Genomic DNA, 22,161 nt, shown 5'->3' on the forward strand with positions numbered 1-22,161 from the left:
TGAATTTTGAACCGTAAAAATACAATTATTTATGGTTTTTGAAAATCTATTTTGTTAACATTTACTAAATGTCGGTTATTCGTTGTTTGGTGCGTGTTGCAAGGATTTTAAATTTAGCTAAATGAAAGTTTACCAACTAGATTTTGCTCCAAAAAAAATCTTTTTTATTATAAAATAGCAGAAAAATAAAATTTTAGGATTATTTGAACTGTCTCAACACAAAATGTTTTTTTACGTTGAGACAGCTTTTTTCTATTTTCAGTCAACTTTCAAGATTCCGAATTTCTTCTTTCAGAAATTTTCTAATTTTTTGGAATGTATTTTATCTGAACATTACTATATGGGTCTTTTATAAGAGATTTAGAAAAAATGATTTTCTCTTTTTTTGTTTTCAAATCAAAGACTTCAATTCCTTTTTTGGTAGCATATATAAATTGATTAGGGCTCATTATTTCTATGTTAGATATAGGTTTGTCTTCAACGGGTATTTCTATATAATTCTCTCCTGATTTGTCCATATAAAAAATTGTTTTTTCTGTATATCCAACAATTCTATCGTTGCATAGTGTCCAATTTAGAACGGTGTTTTTTATAATTTTTTTCCATTTTACTTTTCCATCAGTTGTATTTAATGCAAAAAAGCACGATGTTTCTTCACTATCACTACTCATTTCTGTGTATAAAATATGGTCCTCTAGAAATGTAATATGACTTTTTTGAAAACTAAAAGCAGGATCGCTAAATGTCCACTTAAAAACTTTTGGGTTTTTAATAAATGTATTATTTGGATTCTTAATGTCTGAATTCGGTACCGATGCGTTTTCATCAAGTTCAAGACAATAAAATTTGCCTTTTTCATCTCCTATATAAAGATTTTTGTCATCTGATTGCATTTGGTTATAGATAGGTCGTTCAAAACGATTTTTATCGTCATTATGATCATACATGCCATAAGAAGTATCTACTCCAACGTCTGTACTATGCATGGATAAATATACAGCAGAATTAACGAAATAGTAGTTACGGCATTTTACTGGGGCAAAATGGTTAAAATTGGTAGGTAATTGGTGATACCAATTTTTCTTGCCTGTTTTTTTATTAAAGCAATATAGAAAAGCATTCAATTTTTCAGGATGTCCCATAGTTGGAATAACTACATTTTCTTCGTCTACAAATGGTTTGGTTATATACAAAGGCATTAGAGAAGGCAGAAGAGTCTCTTCACCTCCAAATTGGATTTCACCATCACTGCCATAAGTTTGATCATTCCAAATTATCTTTCCCGTATTTACATCAAAATTTATAAGGTTACCACTTTCAAATGGCATATAAATCTGTTGCTTGTCTAGTACGAAATAATTTCTATTTTGTATGGTATCTCTTACGCTTTTATATTGCCAGGCAATCTTATTCTTTTCTATATTATAATTTAATATGGTTCCTTCGGTCGCTACTAAAAGTGTTTCGTGATCAGCTTTTGTTTTACTTATCGACGATGTTTTGTTAGTGCAACTAAAAATGAAAAATAAGCCAAAGCTAAAAAGGCCAAAATGTTTTTTTAAATTAAAAGTGATTTGTTGAATGTAAGGCAGAAAAGGGCTCATTTTTTTGGTTTTTAAATTCTGATTCATATTATGTAAGTCAATTATTATTTAATAATAGAACCAGTTGATACTGTAAAGATTCCAAAATCGTCAATCAACATGTTTTCTTTCTTCACATTATTGAACTCAAATATCTTGTCTAGCTCTTTTTGTGATCTTCGTCTCATAACCCAGTCTTTTTCCTGATGGCTATTCAGAACATATGCAATCATTTTAAGTTGCGGATGCCATGGTTGTCCAGTGTAAATTATAGCGCTTTTTGGTTCAGAAATAGAGGTGACTCCGGTGATGGCATTGCTAACAAGCTTATTGTCTTCAAATAATTCAAAAATTCCTGATATTATGGTAATATTTGGCGAAAAATCGAGTTGTTTGTATGTTTCGCTGTCAAAGCAGTTGTAATTGGTAAAACGTATTTTTTCCAACTGTTTTTCAGCAATAACTTTTTCTCCAGCTTCTATATTCGACTTTTTAAAATCATTTATTACGATTTCTACCTCTGGATATTTGTTTTTAATGTCAAAAAGATAATTGCCAGTTCCGCCTGCAACATCAAGGATTTTGATTGGTCTGTTTTCTTTTTGTAATTTTTCAATCTGAGCTTCGATTTGTGCTAATAAATGTTGCTTGCGTATTCTGATTCCTCTCCATCCAATTGCATTTAAATAGGATTGATCCATTAGTTTGCCAAAACCAAATTTTCCTCCAGGAGTGTTTTTGTAGACGTAATCAAGAGATAAGCCAGAATCAAAACCATAAACTTGTCCAATTTTCATTCCGTTGCTCAAAAATCCGATTTTACTCATCGACCATTTCTGAAAAGCAAAGTTTAAGCGTTCAGGAAATGAAATCATTTTTAGAGAAATATTATAAAATTCATCTTTGGTAAATTTATCACTACTTAAAGAAGGTTGAGGCGATGGCAAACTGAAGCTCTCTTCTACAAATAGTTTTATGTGATCGTAAACAATAGTGCGGTCTTTTTCAAATAAGATTCCGTGATAAAAATCTTTTAGTTCTATAAATTCTTTATGGGTCGATTCCAATTTTATAAAGAATTCTTTTTGTTTGCTATTTCGAGCAACATAATCTGTGCCTGCAGAAAACAAAATAACAGGGATATTTATAGCCGCAGCATCTTCTACGATTCGTTTGCAGGAATTTAGATAATTTACCAGCATGCCTCCGTGAATAGATTTTGTAATCAAAGGGTCAGAATTGTACAAGTCTTGCTGTGTTTTGTCATGTGTTAAAACTTTTGCTTTTACATAACTTTTTACAGAAAGATTTTTGTTTAATTTAGTTCCCAAAGCAATAAATTCTTTTGCAAAAGGCACATATAATTTTATATCAAAAGCTGGAGCAAGAAGTGCCATTCCTGCAATTTTAGGAGCAAAATCATGTACCCAAGCCGAAACGATAACGCCTGTGATGCTGTTTGCAACTACAAAAATATCTTCTGTTTTAATTTCGTATTGCTGGTTCAAGAAAGTGACGAAAGCATTCATGTCTCGAACATAATCCATAAAAATAGGAGAAACCGGTTCTTTTGTATAGCCATGCCCTCGTAAATCAAAACTGAAAATGTTATAAGTAGCAAATCTGTTATCGGTTGCAAATTCTGTCATACGGTCAGAATGCTCATGTCCGCGATGAAGAACTATTAATGTTTTTTGAGAAGTCTTAAAGTCCCATTCTTTGTAATATATTTGAGACTGGTCAAAAGAGGTAAAGGTTTGTGTCTTCATGGGTTTGTGTTTAAATTAGTCTAATAAATATTTAGGAAATATAGATTGTGAATGTTTTTGGGTAACAATAGTTATAGCTTCGTCGATTTCGATATTCAATTGGTTTTTTACGAACAAAGTGGTGAAAAATACACTTCGCGAATAGCCCATCAAACAATGAATAAATATTTTTTCATCGGGTTTTATGGTTTCGTAAAGAGATGATAATATATTTAAAACGATTTGCTGTTCTTCTCTTTTTATAGATCCAATGTCTAAAAAAGGAAATGAAAAATAATTGGCGTTTTCTCGAACGTATTTATTTTCTTCCGTTTCTGCGCATAAATCAATCACATAGGTTTTTGCATCTATAAAATTAGTTGCTTGGTTAGACTTTAATCTGGCTCCCAAATAAACTTGTGGCAGGATTTCGGAAGCAAAATGTTCTGATTTTTTTCTAAAATAAAGCCATATTATTTTGTAGGTAATGAGATAAGGGAAAAAAACAATTTTGTTTAGAATGTTTATGCTTCCGTCTTTCTTTTTTAAAAATTGTGAATTCGAATTGCTATAAGCATTGCCAATTAAAAAAAGAACAATAGAAATCCATAAAGATAAAATACCGTAGATTATTTCGGACTCTACTGATAATGCTGCTCCAAGCAAAAATAAAAGACTCGTAAAAAAGTACACTATTCCGATACGGTAATTTCTTTCTTTATTTTCTGGGAAAACAAAAAACGTCACGCACGAAAGGAGAAGTGCGGTAATAATATCAATAAAATGATGCTGATAAACCGTAAGAGTCGAAATGCCTAATAATAAAATCCAGACTTTGACTATCGTTTTCCATCCAGATTTGAATTCTTTATTTATGACGGACCAAAAAATACAAGCATATCCAATATGTAAAGATGGTGCTTGATTGTAATTGCTATCCCAAGTGACAAGGAATTGATAAAAATGATTTAAAATACCGAAATCGGAATCTGGTTTGAAAAAGGAATATTTGAGCGGAAAAAGAAAAAAGAACAATCCCGATACTATAGTGGTAAAGTTTAATCGCTTTGTTAGAAGCATTAAATCTTTTTCAGAAGAGCAAAAGAAAAATACCAGAGTAAAAAACAGTCCGCTAGTCATGTATGGAATAATCATCAAGGAAATAAACGGAATGTATTTTTCAAAACTAAATACAAACGAATCTGATTTTTCAAAATGCAAAGCATACCAAGCGCTACTGTTATATATTATCAAAAATAATGTATAACTAAGCAGAAGAAGCGAAAACCTTTTGGTCATAGAAACTTTCTTATCCATTTTTTTGATGCTTTACTCTTTTCAGCATTATAAAAGTTAACAATCGGGCAGGTAGAATAGAAAGAAATCCAATTAGGTATTTCATTTTAGGAGGAAAAACAACGAGATTTTTCTTTTCTTCAATTCCTTTTATAATTATAGATGCGGCATACTGGCAATCGACAACAAAAGGTTTTTTTGATAAATCGTCATTGTTGAGTTCTCTTAATCTTGGAGAATTAACATAACCGGGCGCTATAACTGTAACGTGTATTCCAAAATCTTCTAAAGCTCGTCTGTAAGCATCGGATATCTGAATTAAGGCTCTTTTGGTTTTACTATAGATGGTTGCCTTCGGATAATCCAGCAATCCCGAAACAGATGCAATAACAGCAATATGTCCTTTGTTATTAAGATGCATTATTTCTCTGCTTACTTCTAAAGTGTTGACTGCACCAACGATATTACATTTCAGCATTTCTGTGCTTTCGGCATAAGAAAGTTGGTTCAGTGCGCTATCAGAATAATTACCAGCAGAAGCAATCATAATGTCTAGATTTTGATTGGCAAAATCAGAAACAGCTTCTTTAAGAGCATTTTTGTCATAAACATCGAGTTGGTATTTTTTTAGCAAAGGATAGTTTTTGTCTAAATCAACTTTCTGGATATTACGTCCACAGATTCCGACTTCATGTCCCGCCTCTAAATATTGAACAGCGATAGCCAGTCCGATTCCTGTTGTGCCTCCCGTTATAAATATTTTCATTTTTGTAATTGTGTTAATGCTTTATCATATCCGTACTGCCATTGTATTTGCATATCTTTTACAAATTGTTTGTAGGAATCGGGCGATTCTATCTTTATTTCAAATTTTTTCCAGTCAATTTTTTTCTGACAATAATGTCCTTTCAGACTTTGGGTTGCGTCTGTTGTATTAATTAAATAGTGGATAGTATGTGTTTTTTCAATCTCATCAAGACGTTCATTGCCGCTAAAACCCAAAACGGCTCGTACAAGAGATGCTTCTACTTTAGTGTATTTGTTTTTCTTTTCGAAAATAACAGTATCTGCAATCTCTGCCGCCAATTCTATCGGAGTTAAATCGAGAGCACCTCCTGCATAATAATGATTTTGATAAGCAACAGGCTGCACATAAAACATATCTGAAATTGAAATCCTCATAGCTTGCTGCATGGGAACATCGGTAAAAATGCCGATTGAAGAATCAATAGCACTTGATTTGTAATTATCTGACTGAATTTCAATTTTATTTAAGTCGATTTTTTGAGCCGTCGCTGGATCCGTAAACAAGATTTTTTTGTAAAGTTTTTTATCCTTTCTCTTTTTTCCGCATTCAGAAAGTTCAAATAATATTTCTGATCCAATGATGATACAAGGTATGTTTTTTCCGAATTTTGAGGAAAGAGAAGGAAGCTCAAGACTCAAATCCTGAGGCATATCGACCAAGTATTTATCAAAAACATTTTCGATAAAAGGAGCTCGTTTTTTAGAATAAATCTTCTTTAAAGAATACCATCCAATACGATTTAGCTTCTTCTCTTTTGTTAATTTTGTATTCTGAATAAATTGAAATAACTCTCTCGATTGCAGGTAGTTTTTTCTTTCAATATTGGTCTGAAATGCATTTATAATCGTGGTTGCGATAGAGCCTCCACAAACACCGATAATCAAATCGGGGGCAAGACCTTTATCTTCAAATGCGGCAAACATGCCACAATACATTGCAAAACGAGTTCCTCCGCCAGAAAAAACAATTACTCTTTTGTGTTTCGTATTGCTATTTGGCATACTACAAAAAACAATAAAGAATTAGCCAAAAATATATTGGCGTAATAAACATGAGGCTGTCTATTCTGTCTAATAGTCCACCATGTCCGGGAATGAGGTTTCCAGTATCTTTTACGACAGCAGTTCTTTTAACGAAAGACATAAATAAATCTCCCAAAAATCCTAAAATAGCGATTAGTATTCCGAGTATAGTGTATAAAACGAAGTTTTCGTCAGGCAATAAAAACAAACCCAAAAGATTGACTAAAAGTGTGGTTAAAATTAAGCCTCCTAAAAAGCCTTCTAAGGTTTTGTTTGGACTTATGACAGGAGAGATTTTTCTTTTTCCGAATGCTTTTCCTGTCAGATATTGAAAAACATCATTTAATTCGGTTGGAACAACAAGAAGTAGTAAAAGATGTATTCCGATTAGGTTGGAAAAAGGAAAATTGAAATTATAGATAAATATCAAATGCCCTATTGAAAAAGTGCATAAAAACAAACCTGCAATAACAAGCAATCCTTTCTTTTTTGATATTTTGTTTTTTATAAAAACATGATAAGCGCCAAATAAAATTGGAAAAAGACTATTGAAAAGTATAAAATCAAAATAGTTTTTTTTGAACAGAATGAAGTATTCTGGAATCAAAAACAAAAAAAGAAGAAAAGCAGTTTTTTTGCTGTAAACATTAAACATAGACAAAAACTCCTTTATACCACAAAAGGATAAAAAGCAAACAAATAAAGCCATCAAAACTGGATGTAGTACTGCTGCAAAGAATATTACGATAATTACTGCCCAGCTCCTGATTCTAATAGGAACATCTGCGTATTTGCTTGTGTTGAGATTTTCTTGATTCATTGTTTTTTTAGGCTTTTAGTGTTTTTTTGATTCGAACATAAGTACTGATAAGCAACAACAAAATAACAACAGTAAAAATCCAAATTGAATAATCAGAAAAATCAACGGAACAAAATTTTAAAATGCCATAAACTCCAAGCAGCAAAGCTCTATCGCTTTTTCCCATCGGACCGTCGTATCTTCTTTCTCCTTTAATGGCTTTGCCCATAACACCAGCGAATTCATTAATAACGCTTAATGCAATAAACAATACGACTAGATACAAAGCTTGCGGCTCAAATTTTAGCAACGGAAAAAATATAAATAAATCAGAAACAATATCTCCCATTTCGTTTAACATTTCTCCTGTATTGCTGGTGAGATTGTATTTTTTAGCCATCATCCCGTCTAAGGCATTCAACGCCATACGCAGCAACAAACCAATCGGAAGGAATAAAAAAAATAAAGTATTGAAATCTGAATGCCAAAACAAGACTCCGATTAATAGAGATAAAACACAAGAACCGATAGTAATCTGATTAGGGCTGATATTTTTTTTATGTAAAAAAGCGAGAATTGGCGAAAGAAGTTTTTGAAACTGAGGTTTGATGGTGTATATAGAAATCATTTAAGCAGATATTTTGTACAAAAACAAATGTAATAAAAAAACCTGCTTAATTAGAGATGCATTTTGATTTTGATTGCAAAAGAAACTTAATTGTAAGTAGTAATAACCGTTCAATCAATTTTGAGTTTAGTGCAAAAAAAAAGTCTTTCCAAAAAAAATGAAAAGACTTTAGTCGGGGTGGCAGGATTCGAACCTGCGGCCTCCTGCTCCCAAAGCAGGCGCGATAACCGGGCTACGCTACACCCCGAAGATGTATTTGTAATACTGCCCGAAAGCGGATGCAAAGATATAAATAAATTTGATTCGTAAAAGGAAAAAATGAAAATAAATAAAACTTATTTGGACATAGTTATTTAGGATTTATTTTAGACCTAGTTTTTTATAATAAAGTTTACATTTGCAACTCAAAAATACTATTATTATGTCAGATACAATTGAAAAAATTAAATGTCTTATTATAGGCTCTGGTCCTGCGGGTTATACTGCAGCGATTTATGCTGCCAGAGCAAATATGAATCCAGTATTATATCAAGGAATGCAACCGGGCGGGCAATTGACTACAACTAATGAAGTAGAAAACTTTCCAGGTTATGTTGATGGAGTTACTGGGCCAGAAATGATGATTCAGTTGCAAGAACAAGCAAAACGTTTTGGAGCAGATATTCGTGATGGCTGGGCTACAAAAGTTGATTTTTCGGGAGATATCCATAAAGTTTGGATAAACGATTCTATCGAATTGCACTGTGAAACGGTTATTATTTCTACAGGAGCATCGGCAAAATATTTAGGTTTGCCATCAGAACAGCATTATTTAAATATGGGTGGTGGGGTTTCTGCCTGCGCTGTATGCGACGGATTCTTTTACAGAAACCAAGATGTCGTAATCGTTGGAGCTGGTGATTCTGCTTGCGAAGAAGCACATTACTTATCTAAACTGTGTAAAAAAGTAACGATGTTGGTTAGAAGCGAAAAATTTAGAGCTTCTAAAATTATGGAAGAACGCGTTCGCAAAACTGAAAATATCGAGATTTTAATGAATCACGATACAGTTGAAGTTGTAGGAGACAATCAAGTGGTTCATGCCATTAAAGCATTAAATAAAACAACTGGAGAAACAATCGAAATTCCAGCGACAGGTTTCTTCGTGGCTATCGGTCACAAACCAAATACAGATATCTTCAAAGATTATATCACTCTTGACGAAACGGGATATATCGTTAATACTCCAGGAACATCTTTTACAAATGTACCGGGTGTTTTTGTAGCCGGAGACGCAGCAGACCACGTGTACCGTCAGGCAATTACAGCTGCTGGTACTGGATGTATGGCAGCTTTGGATGCTGAAAGATATTTAGCATCTAAAGAATAATTAGTTTCAAGTTTCAGGTTTTCTTTTGTTTCAAGTTATTGGAAAACCTAAAAAACCAAATAAAAAATCCCAGTTTCAAGCATGAACTGGGATTTCTCTTTTATATAAGTTCTGATTTGTCAACCTGAAACCTGAAACCTGAAACAAAAAAGCTTATTTAAGTTTCTTAAACAACTTCGCCTCTTCAGAAAAACGAGTTAGTTCGATTTTTGGATTTCCTAAAATTGAAATTTCCGATTTGTCACCAACAGCAATAGAAAGCGTAAGTTCTGCAAAAATGGTTCCTGTCGAAGAATTTTCAGCAGTTACGATAGCATCTTTCAAAGTAAATTTTGTTCCAGTAAAAGTAGAATTGTTATCTAAACGAATAGTAGCTTTCTCGGCAATTCCTTCAATGGCAGCATTTGCTTTTTGATACAAATCACATTTGAACTTAATAGCCGAAACCAATGTTTTTACAGAAGAATTTTTGCTCAATTGCAGACTTCCGTCTTCTGTTTTTAAATTCAATTCGGTTTTGCTTTTGTCATCTGCTATTAAGCTGAATTTTTTTGCATTTGCGTTCAGAAACAATTTAGAATAATCAACACAATTAAAAGTAATATTGTCTAATTGCAATTCCTGAATCGCATAAACGATAGCCTCGTTTTTGGTAATAACTTTGTTTAGAGAACTAGTGTAAGTAACACGTACCGCCAGTTTTTTATAAATGTTAGATTCCTTATTAGTATAAAGTCGAAGGGTTTTTTCTCTCAAATCCATTCCGATAATATCGTGTAGATTATCATCGGCTTCAATCTTAATTTCGTTTTTCTCTCCGCGTTCTAAATAAACTTCTAAGTTGTCATCCACTTCAATGGCATCAAAATTTCCGACTTCTTTAATAGAAGTAGTTACAATTTTAGAACCTTTAATTTTTTCCCTTTTTTGAGCGAATGTCAATGTCGTAACAAATAATAATAGGAGCAGCGCTGTACTTTTTTTCATTAATTCTAGATTTGATTTGGACAAATATAAAAAAATCATCCACTTTTGATGAATGATTTCGTTTATATTTAACAGATAAATTGCTTTAATCTTTGCTGACGCTTCCGCCAGATTTTGCAGATTTTTCTATTGTTTTAGGAGAACCGCTATAGTTAACGCTTCCGCCGCTAGAAGCTTCTGCTTTTAAGCTTACAATAGCATGCACATTAACACTTCCGCCGCTAGAAACTTCGGCATCTACATCATTAGCAAGAAGTTTTTCGGCATTAATATTGGCGCCGCTCGATGCAGATGATTTTGTTCTTAAAGCTTTTCCTTCAATATTTATAGAACTTCCGCTTGACGAATCCAAAGAAATATTATCAGACTCAATATTTACGTCCATTGTAGCTGCACTCGAAGTTTCAAGACTGATGTTTTCTCCCTGAATCACATTTTTAGTTGTAATAGTCGAAGCGCTTGAAGCATCCAATTTTTCAATAACAGGCATTTTAACGGTTACCTTTTTCATTGTAATATTTCTGAAAGAACTGAATTTGCATTCAATTTTAAGTGTTCCGTTTTCTACTTTAGTGATAATTTCATTTTGAAGATTATCGTCTGCTTCAACTGTTATTTCTGTAGAATCTGATTGTTCAATAACTACATCAATTGCATTGCTCACTTTGACATTTTTGAAATCGCCTTGAACAATTCTTTTCTCTTTCGTAACATTACCGCTTCCTTCTATGGCATTAAAGTTGTAATTGCAAGAAGCAAATAATAAAGCAGTAATCGTAACAATAATATACTGTGTAATCTGAATGATTATTTTTATCATGGCTTTTGGTTGTTAGTTGATTTTGATTATAACTCCGTTTTTATCTGTGGTTAATCTTCCTTTTGTTTTTTTACCGTTTATAACTTCTTTCCCGTTTATTTTAATAGAAAGCTCTTTTACGGTATCATTCTCAGTGGTGTTTATCTCGTTCTCGTATTCTTCATTGTATTCAATGTCGTTATACTCATTTTCATCTGAAGGGCAGTTTAAACATTTGATTTTCGAACCTTGTAGCTTATAATTATAATCACCACTATGGTGTAAGTTAAAGAAATCATTTTCAGAATCATCGTATTTTTTTATCGAAGCGTCTGGTTTAAATAGTTGTCCTTCTGGTAAATATAGATATATGTCTACTTCTTGTCCTCTGAATTTATTTTTAACATCTGTCAGAAAATAATTATCCAAAATTAAACGATTTCCTGTAATCTGATACTTAAAATCAATTTTTTCTGCTCTTTTTTTAGCGTTGGTAAACGAATTACCGTTGGCACTTTTTTCTATCTGCAGATATGGTGCTGGTTCGTCTGTACGAAGTACGTGCAGGCTTACATCTGTTGAATAAATTACATTGTTTCCTGCCGAATCCTGAACAAATTTAAATGTTGTACGATGATTCAAGCTTTTTGCATAATAATCGCTGTATCTGAATTTTACAAACAACGTATCTTTTGGCGTAATGGCAATTGATTTTCTCTCTACCGCTTTATTTTCGTGTGAAATTTCTGTTGCTTGTTTGATAAAGATACTGATCATGATTGCAATGGCGATGATCCAAACTGCCAAAAGCGTGTATTTTGTAATATTTCCGATTGATTTTAAGTTTGGAGACAACAATTTAAATCCTAAAAGAGTTAAGAAGAAAAAAGGAATCCCGATTGCAAAAAGCATCAACAAGCCAAATGACCAGATTGGATATTCTGTAAAATAACCTAATTCGATAAAATTCTGCCAAGGAAAATCAATAAATACATTAGTACCCAAGGTAAAAACGCCAATTATTAACAGAATTAAAGTTGAAAGGCCAGACATGATTAAAATGATTCCAAGGAATTTTGCAAATATTTTAAAAATAGTCATTACAAAATCTCCAAAAGAACTGCTGATTCTCTCAGCTCCAGACTTTACCTGATTTCCCATTTTGTCATAATCTGCATTTTTGAATTTCTCAGACAATGAGTCTATTTCCTCGCGAACTTTTTTTTCGATGTTCGAAATGGTAACGGGTTCCCCCGTCATTTCTAGTTTCTCAGAAGTGGTAACTGCCTCAGGAGTTACAATCCAAAGAACGAAATAAACTAAAATTCCAGTTCCGAAACCTGCAAAAACAAAGATTAAGAATAAGATTTTAATCCATACAGCATCAATTCCAAAATAATGTCCCAAACCAGATGCAACACCACCAATTAAACCTTTTTCTTTGTCACGGTATAATTTTTTATGCTTTCTAGTTCCATAATCATAAGATTGATTAGTGTTTTCTTCGTCATCAATTCTATAATCTTCCGGCTGTCCCATAACCGCAATCACTTCGTCAATGTCTTTCAGTCCCACAACATGTTTTTCGCTTTTTTGTTTTTCTGTTAATAATTCAGAAAAGCGCATTTCGATATCTTTCAAAATTTCATCCTGACCAGATGAGTTGTTAAGAGAGCGTTTTATAGCGTCAAAATATCGCGTAAGTTTTAAGTAAGCATCTTCATCAATGTGAAAAGACATACCGCCTAAGTTAATATTTACTGTTTTGTTCATGACTTATTGATTTTGATTGGTGATTAGTTTTACGGCATCAGATAATTCTGTCCAAGTACCGCTAAGTTCGTTTAAAAATGTTTGTCCTATTTCGGTTAATCCATAATATTTTCGCGGCGGGCCGGAAGTAGATTCTTCCCAGCGATAATTTAATAAGCCGTCGTTTTTCAGCCTAGTTAATAACGGATATACAGTTCCCTCAACAACTAGTAATTTCGCGTTTTTTAAAGTGTCTAATATTTCTGATGTGTAGGCATCTTTTTCTTTTAATACAGATAAGATGCAAAACTCAAGAACACCTTTGCGCATCTGTGCTTTTGTGTTTTCAATGTTCATAATTTCATTTCATTTTTTTTGATTGAACAATTCGTTTTTTGATTGATGATGATTTGATTGATGATTGATGATTGTTCCGAATTTATTCTTTGAGAATTAACTCGTATAACATATAACTTTTAACCTTTTTAAGGATTACTTTATAAAAGGAATCGTAAGCGGGTACTTGTAATATTCTCCGTTTGATGCTTTTATCGAAGCATATATCACTAAAAAGAATTCAACAATTTTTAATAATCCGAAAAGTACGACAGCTGTAATTCCGACACTTAAAAGACCAATGTTGCCTTCTAAATTTAAATTCCTGATGATGAAATCTTCGTCATTAATAATCGCTTCTAAAGGAATATTTTGAAAAAGTATTCCAATAAAAATCGGAATTGCAATTAATGCGAGAATCAAAGTGTAAAGCAATAAGCTTAATTGAAAATTTAAAGCCTGTTTTCCGTGGTGGCTAGCAAATTCAGATTTGTCTTTATAGCTTGACCAAATGATGATTGGGAAAATATAATTTCCGAACGGAATAAAATATTGGCTTAATGTACTTAAATGTGTGAACGCCGCAGTGTTCTTTTCTGATGTTTTTTCCATGATGAGTGGTGTTGATTTTTCCATGATTAAAAGTATATAGTATTTTCTTATGCAAATATATGTTCAAAAGACAGTATCTTGTTTTGCATAGTACCAAATATTAACAAAAAATTAACAAATAGCATTTGTTGAAAAACTACTTAAACTATTGAAAATCATTAAAAGTGTCAGTGTTTATTGGAGTTTTATGTCTTAAAAAAATATTTATTGTGCATGCATAGTTTTTTTGTATTTTTACTAAAAAATAAAATCATATGGCACTTTCGGTATCAAAATTCAATAAATTCGTCTTTTTCAAACTGCCTTCAGCCTTCATCTGCGGGGTACGTGTAAAGGCAATAGACGAAACCAGTTGTAAGGTTACAGTAAAACATAGATGGATTAATCAAAATCCCTTTAATTCGATGTATTTTGCGGTTCAGGCAATGGCGGCAGAATTGACGACTGGTGCTTTAGTGATTTCTCAAATTCAACAGAGCGGACGAAAAATATCAATGTTGGTGGCGAATAATAAAGGAAACTTCACTAAAAAAGCAACGGGCCGAATTACTTTTGTCTGCAACGATGGGCATCTAATTGCAGATGCCATCAAAAAAACAATAGAAACAGGCGAGGGGCAAACTTTCTGGATGAAATCAATAGGAACAAATGAAGAAGGTATTCAGGTTTCTGAAATGGATTTTGAATGGAGTATTCGAGTGAAATAGACTTTTGGATGCCACGAATTCTACGAATTAGCACAAATTTTAAATGCTAAGTAATTAGTTTAAATTAGTGAAATTTGTGGCGAAAAAACATAAAAAAAGGCTTCGAATTGTTCGAAGCCTTTTAGTTTATGATTTATTCTTACTTTTTAGAACAACAAGATTTTTTGTCTTTCTTGTTTGATTTTTTGCAAGCAGCTTCCTTTTGAGCTTTGTCTTTTTTAGCAGTTTTAATATCCTGTGCGCTAACTCCAATTGTAAATAAAGCCAATGTAAGGAAAGTAATTACTTTAGTCATTTTTTTGTTTTTTAAGGGTTGAGATTGTTGTTATTAATGAGTCAAATATAATATGATTTTACTCTTGTTAGAATAGGTTCGTTGTTAATGTTTTTGTAAAAGTGGGATGTTCAAAAAGGGAATCTGAAATTAAAAGCCACGTGTAATTTGTCTTTCTTTATATTTTCCTTTTTCAATAATCCAAAGAATTACATAACCTCCTGCACCGTCTCCATTCATTGCGGATATATAGAGAATATCCTCCTTTTTGTCATAATTTATTTCAGTATTAAAAAAGCTGGGTTCAAACAAATCGTCAAAAGCATTTTTAGGAATTTCTATTGTTTTACTGCCTATTGTGACTGCTATCAATTTATAGGTTTTTCGCGGAATAGTTCCATCTCTTCCCCAAACTTGCTTTCCGTTAATTTTTTCAAGAATAGATTTGTCATTTTTTAAATAACCTAATTTGGCTGTTTTGGGATCAAAATTTTTACTTTCTATAGTAATGTTCAAATTATCTTTTTGAAAAATAACTTTTTCAGTAGTTTCTTTAATTGAAGGAATCTTACTGAATTCTGATACATATTTAACCCTGTCTTTATAGACATAACCACCTAAATCTTTATTGTTCTTTGTGTAATCAATACCAATCCAATTATTTGCGGAGTCATAACTGTCATAACAATATACTGGAGACCCATTGTTTAATCGATCCGAAATATTATTGCCTTTCTTTGCCTCGCTTCTAATGTTTGCATAACCATCAGGGTCTGATATTACAGCAAACTGTGCAGATAAGTTGCAACAGAAAAGCACTGCAACCGAAAAGAAAAGTATTGTTTTTGTTTTAATGTAATAAATTGTCATCGATATTTATGTTTATAGTAGTTTTCCAAATAAGACCTTCTTGATTTTGTAAAAGCAGTTTAGTTATTGTTTTTTCAGATTTATAAACAATTAAATTGTCATCGTTCTCAATTTCAATACTTTTTATTGATTTTGCGACCTCAATAATTTCAGAATCTCTCCAAGTCCCCATTCCAAAATAAATTTGTACGTCACTTTCTTCTGTGCCTGCAGGTTTCAAATGAAAAACAATTGAATCACCCGTTTTTATTTTATCCAATTCCTCATTTATGACTTTCGAATTTAAAATTAATTTTACTTTAGCATTTCCTTTTTCTTTGTTTACAAAAAAGAGGCTTTGAGCAGGATCACAGCTTGTAAATAGAAATGCTAGGAGGAATAGCATTAGAAAATTTAGTTTTTTCATTTTTGGAAGTTAGCGGTTAGGTAAAATTATTTGTGAATGATTGCTTTACGAATGTAATATCTCTTTATTGAATATTGAATTGAAATTATGATCAATAAAAGAATCATTAAAAGTATTTCAAAAAGGATTATTCCAACCAATGGCATTCCGCATTTGATGATTCCTTCTGCATTTTTTAACCGATCTGAAACGATATTCAAAGTCCAAAAAGAACACAGCAATTGAAGGGTAAAATTGATTAGGCTTATTTGGTAAAATTTCAACCGTATTCTTTCGGCAATTGACTTTTGTCCAAAAAACAATTGAGAAATTAAAGGCGAAACAAGTAAGAACAAAGGATTTGGGGTCATAGATTAAGTTTTGAAAGTGTATTAAAATGTTGAATTTTCTTCTTTTCAAAATCAATGCCATTTATGCACTCCATGCTTCCTCTATTTTATCAACAACCCACTTATTGTTTACTTTTTTGATGAAGATTCGATAGCCGAAATCGCACATCGCACCACAATAAACTCCCGTTGTGAGTACTCCATATTTTTTATCTGAATCAAATTGAATTCGACTGAAACTTAGAATTCCTCTTATAGAATAACAACATTCATTGTAATAAAGCCTATCATTTCCTTTTGGTATTCTGGCAACGTACCTAAGATGAAAGGCTTTGTACGAATCAAGTTTCTTCCGGTCGAATCTATATTCTAACGTATCTGCACTATTTTCTAAAATCGCAGCATCTTTAAAATGTTTTTGAAGTTCCTTAGAATTATCTTTTCTAACCGCTTTATCGAGGAAAACTAGATCAACAGGAAACTTCTTTTCTTTAAATTCTGCCAATTCTTTATTGAATCGCTCATTAGATTCCTTTATTCTATTCAATTTATATTCCGAAGGATCAATTCCTGGTGGCGGAGGCGGAACATAACGCCGAGAGGCATTAACCCAAACAGTGTCAATAAGTGCAGGATAAACTTCATACATCACGTCTTTTTCAAATTGCAGTGAAGCAGTTTTATCTTCGCAGCTTGTAAAAAATGCCCAAACAATAAGTAGAACAATGTAGATTTTCTTCATATTTTATAATAGTTTCTAAAAACTAAGATAATTTATTTCGTCTTAAGTGGGCTTTTTATATAATGTTTTTTAATATGAATTTACATTGCTTATAAGATTCAAAAAAATCAATAATTTAAGTTCAACCCAAAACCAATTCCCATGTCACTGTCGTAATGCGTGGTGATGCCAAAGTTTCGGGCCACAATGTATTTCAGGCCAGCCATATATTCTTTGTCGGTATTCCACATGAGATTCATTCGTAAGCGTCTTGAAAGCGGAATATCTTTTCGCTCAAATTGCACTCTTACATTCCCATCTGTATACATCTCGACTTGTGCTTTTATGAGCATTGGCAAAGTATACTCAAGTCCAGCACTAAAAACCGAACGATTGTCTTTGGTGTTTGTTTGTCCAAACAGATTTTGTTCCTGCTCGTCCATTCCCATTTTTCGGTATCTCCAGTCGAAACCAATAAACGGCATCAACCATTGATTTTTTCCAATATATCGACCAATATGTGTTTCGGTTTCATAACCATGTTTGTCATTATAACCCAATCTCCATTCGGTTCCGATGCTCCATCTGGTATTGCTGTACATTGCTTCACCATCATTTCCGTTGGTTGCAAAATCATTTTCTGCCATAAAATGAAACATACGATCGTCCATTTTAAGCATTTTATACGCCATTTCAGGATGATGGATCAACGGATTTGGTGCTGAATTTTCATAACTAAAAATACGTCCCATTCCAGCCATCATATGGTATAAAATGTGACAATGAAAAAACCAGTCGCCATCGGCATTTGCTTCAAATTCGATGGTATCGGTTTCCATCGGCATAATATCAATTACGTTTTTCATCGGCGCATAATCGCCTTGGTCATTCAAAAGCCTGAAATCGTGTCCGTGCAAATGCATTGGGTGGCGCATCATCGAGCCATTATACAATGTAATACGAACAATTTCTCCTTTTTTAATTAAGATTTTATCCGTTTCAGAAACCACTTTATTGTCTAAACTCCAAACATAACGGTTCATATTTCCAGATAATTCAAAACGCAGTTCTTTTATGGGGGCGTCTTTCGGGAGATTGGTTTTATAAGGAGACTTCAGCATTCCGTAATTTAAAGTGATAATTTCTGGAGTTTCTGTGCTGTCATGTTCCATTTTCATGTCACCCATATTATGGTTCGAATGGTCCATTGCGGGTTTTGCATTTTCATCTTCACCAGAAATTTCAGGATACATTACGGCGTTCATGTCCATTTTGTTCCAAGACATATTCATACCCATATCATTCATTTCTCCATTCATTTTCATCATATCGTTCATCATTTTCATACCTTCAAAATATTTTAATTTCGAAAGATGATGAATCGGCTGTTTTTCGCCTTCACCTAAAAATAATGACGTAAATCCTGTTCTGTCTTCGGCTGTAGCCAGAAAAGCAAAAGATTTATTGTCTTCAGGAATGGTTACCACAACATCATAAGTTTCAGAAACCGCAATAATCAAACGGTCGACTTCTACAGGTTCGACATCGTTTCCGTCGCTTGCCACAACGGTAATTTTTCCGCCGCCATACGTCAGCCAGAAATAACTTGAAGCACCTCCGTTGGCAATTCGCAACCTAACTTTTGAGCCAGATTTAAGGTCTGAAAACTGTTGTTCATTTTTACCGTTAAGGAGAAACTTTTCATAATAAACATCGCTTACATCCATGGCATTCATTCGTTTCCATTCGTTGGTTACTTTGGTCGAAAAATGTCCTTGCTTGATGGCTTCAACATAACTTTGCGTTGTTCCTTTTTTGATGGCAAACCAATCATTCGCATTGTGCAGCATTCGCTGAATGTTTTCAGGTTTAAGGTCCGACCATTCGCTGAGAATAACTGGAATTGTAGGCAAATCATCAATTCCTTTTCGAATTGTCGAGTCGTCTTTCTTTTTGTTGATGATAAAAAGGCCGTATAAGCCAATTTGTTCCTGCAAGCCAGAATGGCTATGATACCAGTACGTTCCGTTTTGAATAATTGGAAAAGTATATTTATGCGTAGTTCCAGGTTTTATAGGCATCTGGGTTAGATACGGAACACCATCTTCTTTGTTCGGAAGAAATAATCCGTGCCAGTGCATGGCTGTATCTTCATTTTTTAATTCATTATGAACATAAATTTCGGCAATATCACCTTCTGTAAAAGTTAAAGTAGGCATCGGAATTTGTCCGTTAACCGCTATCGCTCTTTTTTCTTTTCCAGAAAAATTGACAATTGTATCGCGAACATGTAAATCGTAACGCACGACTTTCTGCGCCTTTAGCTGAAAAGCGATTAAAAAAAGAACAAGTATATATTTGATTTTTATCATCGATTATAATTTTAAATAAATTGAACATAATTTAATTTTAAACACATAGAGACATAGATTTTTTTGCCTAAAAAAGAGAAGAGAAGAAACAAGTTTTCACACATAGTAACTATGTTTATTTAAATTAGTGAAACGCCTTTTTTTAATCTTCTATTAACTATGTTTCTATGTGTTAAAATAATTACGCTCCAATTTATAATTTTAGACTTCTCAATCGCAAAGCATTTACGATTACAGATACAGAACTTAAACTCATTGCCAAAGCAGCTAACATCGGCGAAAGCAAAATTCCGAAAACAGGATATAAAATTCCCGCAGCAATTGGCACTCCTAAGGTATTGTAAATAAAGGCAAAAAATAAATTTTGTTTGATATTTGACATTACGGCATGGCTGAGGTTTTTTGCTTTTACGATTCCGTTTAAGTCTCCTTTTACCAGCGTAATTTTTGCGCTTTCGATGGCAACATCAGTTCCGGTTCCCATTGCAATTCCGATATTGGACTGAGCTAAGGCAGGAGCGTCGTTTATTCCGTCGCCCGCCATTGCAACGATTTTGCCTTCGGCTTGCAAACGTTCGATTTCTTTTAATTTATCTTCCGGAAGGCAATCGGCTTTAAAAGAACTTAATTGAAGTTGTTCGGCCACTGCTTTTGCGGTATTGGCATTGTCTCCCGTAAGCATGATAACTTCTACACCTTGATCGATTAATTCTTTAATCGCTTGTGCGCTGTTTTCTTTTATGGCATCAGTAATGGTTACATACCCCAAAACAGTTTGATTGATTGCAATATAGGAAACCGTTTTGCCTAAATTTTGTTCAACAGTAACTTTGTCTTCGATGGTTGATGAGATTGAAGCATTTATCTGAAGCATCAGTTTTTTGTTTCCTAACGCTATTTTTTTGTTTTCAATGGTTCCGGTAACACCTTTTCCTGTTATGGTTTCAAAATCTAGAACTTCTTTTAGTTGTGTATTTTTTGCTTTCGCGAAAGTGACGACGGCTTTTGCCAAAGGGTGTTCGCTGTGCTGATTTAGCGAAGCAATATTTTGAAGCAGAAAATCTTCATCATTATTTAGAGCAACTATTTTTTCAACTGATGGTTTTCCTTCTGTAATTGTTCCGGTTTTATCGGTAATAAGAACATCAATTTTATTCATGTTTTCAAGCGCTTCGGCGTTTTTTATCAAAATTCCGTTTTGGGCGCCTTTTCCAACTCCTACCATTACAGACATCGGTGTTGCAAGTCCTAAAGCACAAGGACAGGCAATAATTAGAACAGCAATAGCATTGATCAACGCATAGACATAAGAAGGTTCGGGACCGAATTTTGCCCAGAGAATAAAAGTCAGAATTGAAATCAGGACAACTGTCGGCACAAAATACTTAGCAGCTTTATCGGCTAGTTTTTGAATCGGTGCTCTCGAACGGCTGGCATCATTTACCATTTGAATAATCTGCGAAAAAATAGTTTCTGAGCCCACTTTTTCAGCAACCATTACAAACGATTTTGTACCATTTATAGTTCCTGAAATAACAGAATCTCCAACTTTTTTATCTACAGGAATGGGTTCTCCTGTAAGCATAGATTCGTCGATATTGCTTTCGCCAAAATATATTTTTCCATCAACGGGAATTTTCTCTCCAGGTTTTACGCGTAATAAATCGTCTTTTTTGATATTGTGAATTGAAATTGCTTTGTCAATTCCTTTTTCTACTAAAGTTGCTTCGGTAGGAGCGAGTTTCAAAAGTTCTTTTATGGCGCCATTAGTTTGCCCGTGTGCTTTGGCTTCCAATAATTGTCCTAATATTACTAAAGTAATGATCACCGTTGCGGCTTCAAAATACAAATGAATGGTTCCGTGATGTGATTTGAATTCGGATGGGAAAATATTTGGAAAAAACATTCCAGCGATGCTGAATAAAAAGGCAACGGAAGTTCCAATTCCGATTAAGGTGAACATATTCAGATTCCAAGTAACAATTGATTTATAAGCACGAACAAAAAACATCCATCCGGCAAAAAATAATACCGGAATTGAGAATAAGAATTGAACCCAATTCCATTTTTCAATTGACATTATATGGTAAAGTGGATTGTTCGGAATCATTTCTGACATTGAGATAATGAAAATAGGAAGTGTAAACAAAATCGCAATTTTCATTTTTTTCAATAAATCAGTATAGCTTTTGTTTTCTTCTTCGGAAGCCTGCATCGGAACGAGATTCATGCCACAAATCGGACAATCTCCTGGTTCATTTGAAATAACTTCTGGATGCATCGGGCAAGTAAATTGCGTCTGACTGATAGAAACCTGTGGCACTAAATCCATTCCGCAAACGGGGCAGTCACCAAATTTGTCGTAGGTTTTGTCGCCTTCGCAATGCATCGGACAATAAAAAACACCAGTTGCATTATGTGGTATGACTTTTTTTGCATGATTGTGACCAGAATGTTCTTTTTTAGATGAACAGCATGATTTTACAGCATTTTCTCCTGAATTTTCTGCGGTTTTCATTTCAATAGTATAGTTTCCAACAGCAGATAAGGTTTCCTGAAGTTTTTCGGTTGCGACATGTTTGTTCATTGTAATAGTCGCTTCTCCCGGATTTAGATTTACTTCGGCCTGAATGCCTTCGATTTCATTCAAAGTCTTTTCGACCTTTGTTCGACATCCGTTGCAAGACATTCCTGAAATTATATATTGATGAGTCATTGTAGTGTTTTTTAAGTATTACAATGC

The 22,161-nt window shown here is 33.4% G+C and carries 21 protein-coding genes and 1 tRNA gene; 2 read left to right on the forward strand and 20 right to left on the reverse strand.

Features of this window, described 5'->3' with window-relative positions:
* Positions 1–302 precede the first annotated feature (302 nt).
* The 8 genes from ACFFLS_RS02755 to ACFFLS_RS02790 all read right to left on the reverse strand — a co-directional run bounded on the left by ACFFLS_RS02755 (position 303) and on the right by ACFFLS_RS02790 (position 8,131).
* Complete coding sequence (locus ACFFLS_RS02755; protein WP_379683326.1) at positions 303–1,604, reverse strand: outer membrane protein assembly factor BamB family protein; 1,302 nt, start codon at positions 1,602–1,604, stop codon at positions 303–305.
* A 44-nt stretch (positions 1,605–1,648) separates the two neighbouring features.
* Positions 1,649–3,352, reverse strand: coding sequence for an alpha/beta fold hydrolase (locus tag ACFFLS_RS02760; protein WP_379683325.1), 1,704 nt, complete (start codon positions 3,350–3,352; stop codon positions 1,649–1,651).
* A gap of 15 nt (positions 3,353–3,367) precedes the next feature.
* Positions 3,368–4,648, reverse strand: a complete 1,281-nt coding sequence (locus ACFFLS_RS02765; RefSeq protein ID WP_379683324.1) for a dual specificity protein phosphatase family protein — start codon at positions 4,646–4,648, stop codon at positions 3,368–3,370.
* Complete coding sequence (locus tag ACFFLS_RS02770) at positions 4,641–5,393, reverse strand: SDR family NAD(P)-dependent oxidoreductase (RefSeq protein WP_379683323.1); 753 nt, start codon at positions 5,391–5,393, stop codon at positions 4,641–4,643. Before ACFFLS_RS02770 ends, ACFFLS_RS02765 begins: the two co-directional genes overlap by 8 nt.
* Positions 5,390–6,436, reverse strand: a complete 1,047-nt coding sequence (locus tag ACFFLS_RS02775; protein WP_379683322.1) for a patatin-like phospholipase family protein — start codon at positions 6,434–6,436, stop codon at positions 5,390–5,392. Before ACFFLS_RS02775 ends, ACFFLS_RS02770 begins: the two co-directional genes overlap by 4 nt.
* A 1-nt stretch (position 6,437) precedes the next feature.
* Complete coding sequence (locus ACFFLS_RS02780) at positions 6,438–7,277, reverse strand: phosphatidate cytidylyltransferase (RefSeq protein WP_379683321.1); 840 nt, start codon at positions 7,275–7,277, stop codon at positions 6,438–6,440.
* Positions 7,278–7,284: 7 nt separating this feature from the next.
* Entirely contained in the window at positions 7,285–7,884 is a 600-nt protein-coding gene (locus ACFFLS_RS02785) for a CDP-alcohol phosphatidyltransferase family protein (protein WP_379683320.1), read from the reverse strand.
* A gap of 172 nt (positions 7,885–8,056) precedes the next feature.
* Positions 8,057–8,131, reverse strand: a tRNA-Pro gene (locus tag ACFFLS_RS02790).
* Positions 8,132–8,305: 174 nt separating this feature from the next.
* Here ACFFLS_RS02790 and trxB point away from each other — a divergent pair.
* Positions 8,306–9,253, forward strand: a complete 948-nt coding sequence (trxB, locus tag ACFFLS_RS02795) for a thioredoxin-disulfide reductase (RefSeq protein WP_379683319.1) — start codon at positions 8,306–8,308, stop codon at positions 9,251–9,253.
* A gap of 153 nt (positions 9,254–9,406) precedes the next feature.
* On the opposite strand, the gene ACFFLS_RS02800 is transcribed toward trxB, so the two are convergent.
* From ACFFLS_RS02800 to ACFFLS_RS02820, 5 genes are all read right to left on the reverse strand, one after another.
* Complete coding sequence (locus tag ACFFLS_RS02800; RefSeq protein ID WP_379683318.1) at positions 9,407–10,240, reverse strand: GIN domain-containing protein; 834 nt, start codon at positions 10,238–10,240, stop codon at positions 9,407–9,409.
* A gap of 85 nt (positions 10,241–10,325) precedes the next feature.
* A complete protein-coding gene (locus ACFFLS_RS02805) occupies positions 10,326–11,060 on the reverse strand; it encodes a head GIN domain-containing protein (protein WP_379683317.1) in 735 nt (244 codons plus the stop codon).
* A gap of 12 nt (positions 11,061–11,072) precedes the next feature.
* A complete protein-coding gene (locus ACFFLS_RS02810) occupies positions 11,073–12,812 on the reverse strand; it encodes a PspC domain-containing protein (protein ID WP_379683316.1) in 1,740 nt (579 codons plus the stop codon).
* Between the two features lie 3 nt (positions 12,813–12,815).
* The gene (locus ACFFLS_RS02815) at positions 12,816–13,148 is read right to left on the reverse strand and encodes a PadR family transcriptional regulator (RefSeq protein ID WP_017498072.1); all 333 of its coding nucleotides are present in this window, start codon (positions 13,146–13,148) and stop codon (positions 12,816–12,818) included.
* Positions 13,149–13,283: 135 nt separating this feature from the next.
* A complete protein-coding gene (locus tag ACFFLS_RS02820) occupies positions 13,284–13,739 on the reverse strand; it encodes a DUF4870 domain-containing protein (RefSeq protein ID WP_379683315.1) in 456 nt (151 codons plus the stop codon).
* Between the two features lie 254 nt (positions 13,740–13,993).
* Between ACFFLS_RS02820 and ACFFLS_RS02825 the strand changes: the two genes are divergently transcribed.
* Positions 13,994–14,446 carry a DUF4442 domain-containing protein gene (locus ACFFLS_RS02825; protein WP_379683314.1) on the forward strand — a complete coding sequence of 151 codons (453 nt, stop codon included), beginning with the start codon at positions 13,994–13,996 and terminating at the stop codon, positions 14,444–14,446.
* 139 nt (positions 14,447–14,585) lie between these two features.
* Here the strand turns inward: ACFFLS_RS02825 and ACFFLS_RS02830 are convergent, their stop codons facing one another.
* The 7 genes from ACFFLS_RS02830 to ACFFLS_RS02860 all read right to left on the reverse strand — a co-directional run bounded on the left by ACFFLS_RS02830 (position 14,586) and on the right by ACFFLS_RS02860 (position 22,134).
* Positions 14,586–14,741 (reverse strand): hypothetical protein, encoded by a 156-nt coding sequence (locus ACFFLS_RS02830; protein WP_379683313.1) that lies wholly within the window; start codon positions 14,739–14,741, stop codon positions 14,586–14,588.
* Between the two features lie 129 nt (positions 14,742–14,870).
* Positions 14,871–15,590, reverse strand: coding sequence for a hypothetical protein (locus ACFFLS_RS02835; RefSeq protein WP_379683312.1), 720 nt, complete (start codon positions 15,588–15,590; stop codon positions 14,871–14,873).
* Complete coding sequence (locus tag ACFFLS_RS02840) at positions 15,571–15,996, reverse strand: hypothetical protein (RefSeq protein ID WP_379683311.1); 426 nt, start codon at positions 15,994–15,996, stop codon at positions 15,571–15,573. The genes ACFFLS_RS02835 and ACFFLS_RS02840 overlap by 20 nt, the downstream gene beginning before the upstream one ends.
* A gap of 26 nt (positions 15,997–16,022) precedes the next feature.
* Positions 16,023–16,346, reverse strand: a complete 324-nt coding sequence (locus ACFFLS_RS02845; protein ID WP_379683310.1) for a hypothetical protein — start codon at positions 16,344–16,346, stop codon at positions 16,023–16,025.
* Between the two features lie 61 nt (positions 16,347–16,407).
* A complete protein-coding gene (locus tag ACFFLS_RS02850) occupies positions 16,408–17,067 on the reverse strand; it encodes a hypothetical protein (protein ID WP_379683309.1) in 660 nt (219 codons plus the stop codon).
* 107 nt (positions 17,068–17,174) lie between these two features.
* The gene (locus tag ACFFLS_RS02855; RefSeq protein ID WP_379683308.1) at positions 17,175–19,418 is read right to left on the reverse strand and encodes a multicopper oxidase family protein; all 2,244 of its coding nucleotides are present in this window, start codon (positions 19,416–19,418) and stop codon (positions 17,175–17,177) included.
* Between the two features lie 193 nt (positions 19,419–19,611).
* Positions 19,612–22,134, reverse strand: a complete 2,523-nt coding sequence (locus ACFFLS_RS02860) for a heavy metal translocating P-type ATPase (RefSeq protein ID WP_379683307.1) — start codon at positions 22,132–22,134, stop codon at positions 19,612–19,614.
* Positions 22,135–22,161: the final 27 nt, after the last annotated feature.

This window comes from Flavobacterium procerum, from assembly GCF_042431625.1.
Classification (GTDB): domain Bacteria; phylum Bacteroidota; class Bacteroidia; order Flavobacteriales; family Flavobacteriaceae; genus Flavobacterium; species Flavobacterium procerum.

Bases quoted from the DNA above. Each gene is read 5' to 3' on its own strand.
- trxB (WP_379683319.1), top strand. From the start codon at position 8,306: ATGTCAGATACAATTGAAAAAATTAAATGTCTTATTATAGGCTCTGGT.
- ACFFLS_RS02810 (WP_379683316.1), bottom strand. From the start codon at position 12,812: ATGAACAAAACAGTAAATATTAACTTAGGCGGTATGTCTTTTCACATT.
- ACFFLS_RS02765 (WP_379683324.1), bottom strand. From the start codon at position 4,648: ATGGATAAGAAAGTTTCTATGACCAAAAGGTTTTCGCTTCTTCTGCTT.
- ACFFLS_RS02820 (WP_379683315.1), bottom strand. From the start codon at position 13,739: ATGGAAAAAACATCAGAAAAGAACACTGCGGCGTTCACACATTTAAGT.
- ACFFLS_RS02815 (WP_017498072.1), bottom strand. From the start codon at position 13,148: ATGAACATTGAAAACACAAAAGCACAGATGCGCAAAGGTGTTCTTGAG.
- ACFFLS_RS02800 (WP_379683318.1), bottom strand. From the start codon at position 10,240: ATGAAAAAAAGTACAGCGCTGCTCCTATTATTATTTGTTACGACATTG.
- ACFFLS_RS02775 (WP_379683322.1), bottom strand. From the start codon at position 6,436: ATGCCAAATAGCAATACGAAACACAAAAGAGTAATTGTTTTTTCTGGC.
- ACFFLS_RS02805 (WP_379683317.1), bottom strand. From the start codon at position 11,060: ATGATAAAAATAATCATTCAGATTACACAGTATATTATTGTTACGATT.
- ACFFLS_RS02835 (WP_379683312.1), bottom strand. From the start codon at position 15,590: ATGACAATTTATTACATTAAAACAAAAACAATACTTTTCTTTTCGGTT.
- ACFFLS_RS02755 (WP_379683326.1), bottom strand. From the start codon at position 1,604: ATGAGCCCTTTTCTGCCTTACATTCAACAAATCACTTTTAATTTAAAA.
- ACFFLS_RS02825 (WP_379683314.1), top strand. From the start codon at position 13,994: ATGGCACTTTCGGTATCAAAATTCAATAAATTCGTCTTTTTCAAACTG.
- ACFFLS_RS02830 (WP_379683313.1), bottom strand. From the start codon at position 14,741: ATGACTAAAGTAATTACTTTCCTTACATTGGCTTTATTTACAATTGGA.
- ACFFLS_RS02770 (WP_379683323.1), bottom strand. From the start codon at position 5,393: ATGAAAATATTTATAACGGGAGGCACAACAGGAATCGGACTGGCTATC.
- ACFFLS_RS02860 (WP_379683307.1), bottom strand. From the start codon at position 22,134: ATGACTCATCAATATATAATTTCAGGAATGTCTTGCAACGGATGTCGA.
- ACFFLS_RS02855 (WP_379683308.1), bottom strand. From the start codon at position 19,418: ATGATAAAAATCAAATATATACTTGTTCTTTTTTTAATCGCTTTTCAG.
- ACFFLS_RS02780 (WP_379683321.1), bottom strand. From the start codon at position 7,277: ATGAATCAAGAAAATCTCAACACAAGCAAATACGCAGATGTTCCTATT.
- ACFFLS_RS02760 (WP_379683325.1), bottom strand. From the start codon at position 3,352: ATGAAGACACAAACCTTTACCTCTTTTGACCAGTCTCAAATATATTAC.
- ACFFLS_RS02785 (WP_379683320.1), bottom strand. From the start codon at position 7,884: ATGATTTCTATATACACCATCAAACCTCAGTTTCAAAAACTTCTTTCG.
- ACFFLS_RS02845 (WP_379683310.1), bottom strand. From the start codon at position 16,346: ATGACCCCAAATCCTTTGTTCTTACTTGTTTCGCCTTTAATTTCTCAA.
- ACFFLS_RS02840 (WP_379683311.1), bottom strand. From the start codon at position 15,996: ATGAAAAAACTAAATTTTCTAATGCTATTCCTCCTAGCATTTCTATTT.
- ACFFLS_RS02850 (WP_379683309.1), bottom strand. From the start codon at position 17,067: ATGAAGAAAATCTACATTGTTCTACTTATTGTTTGGGCATTTTTTACA.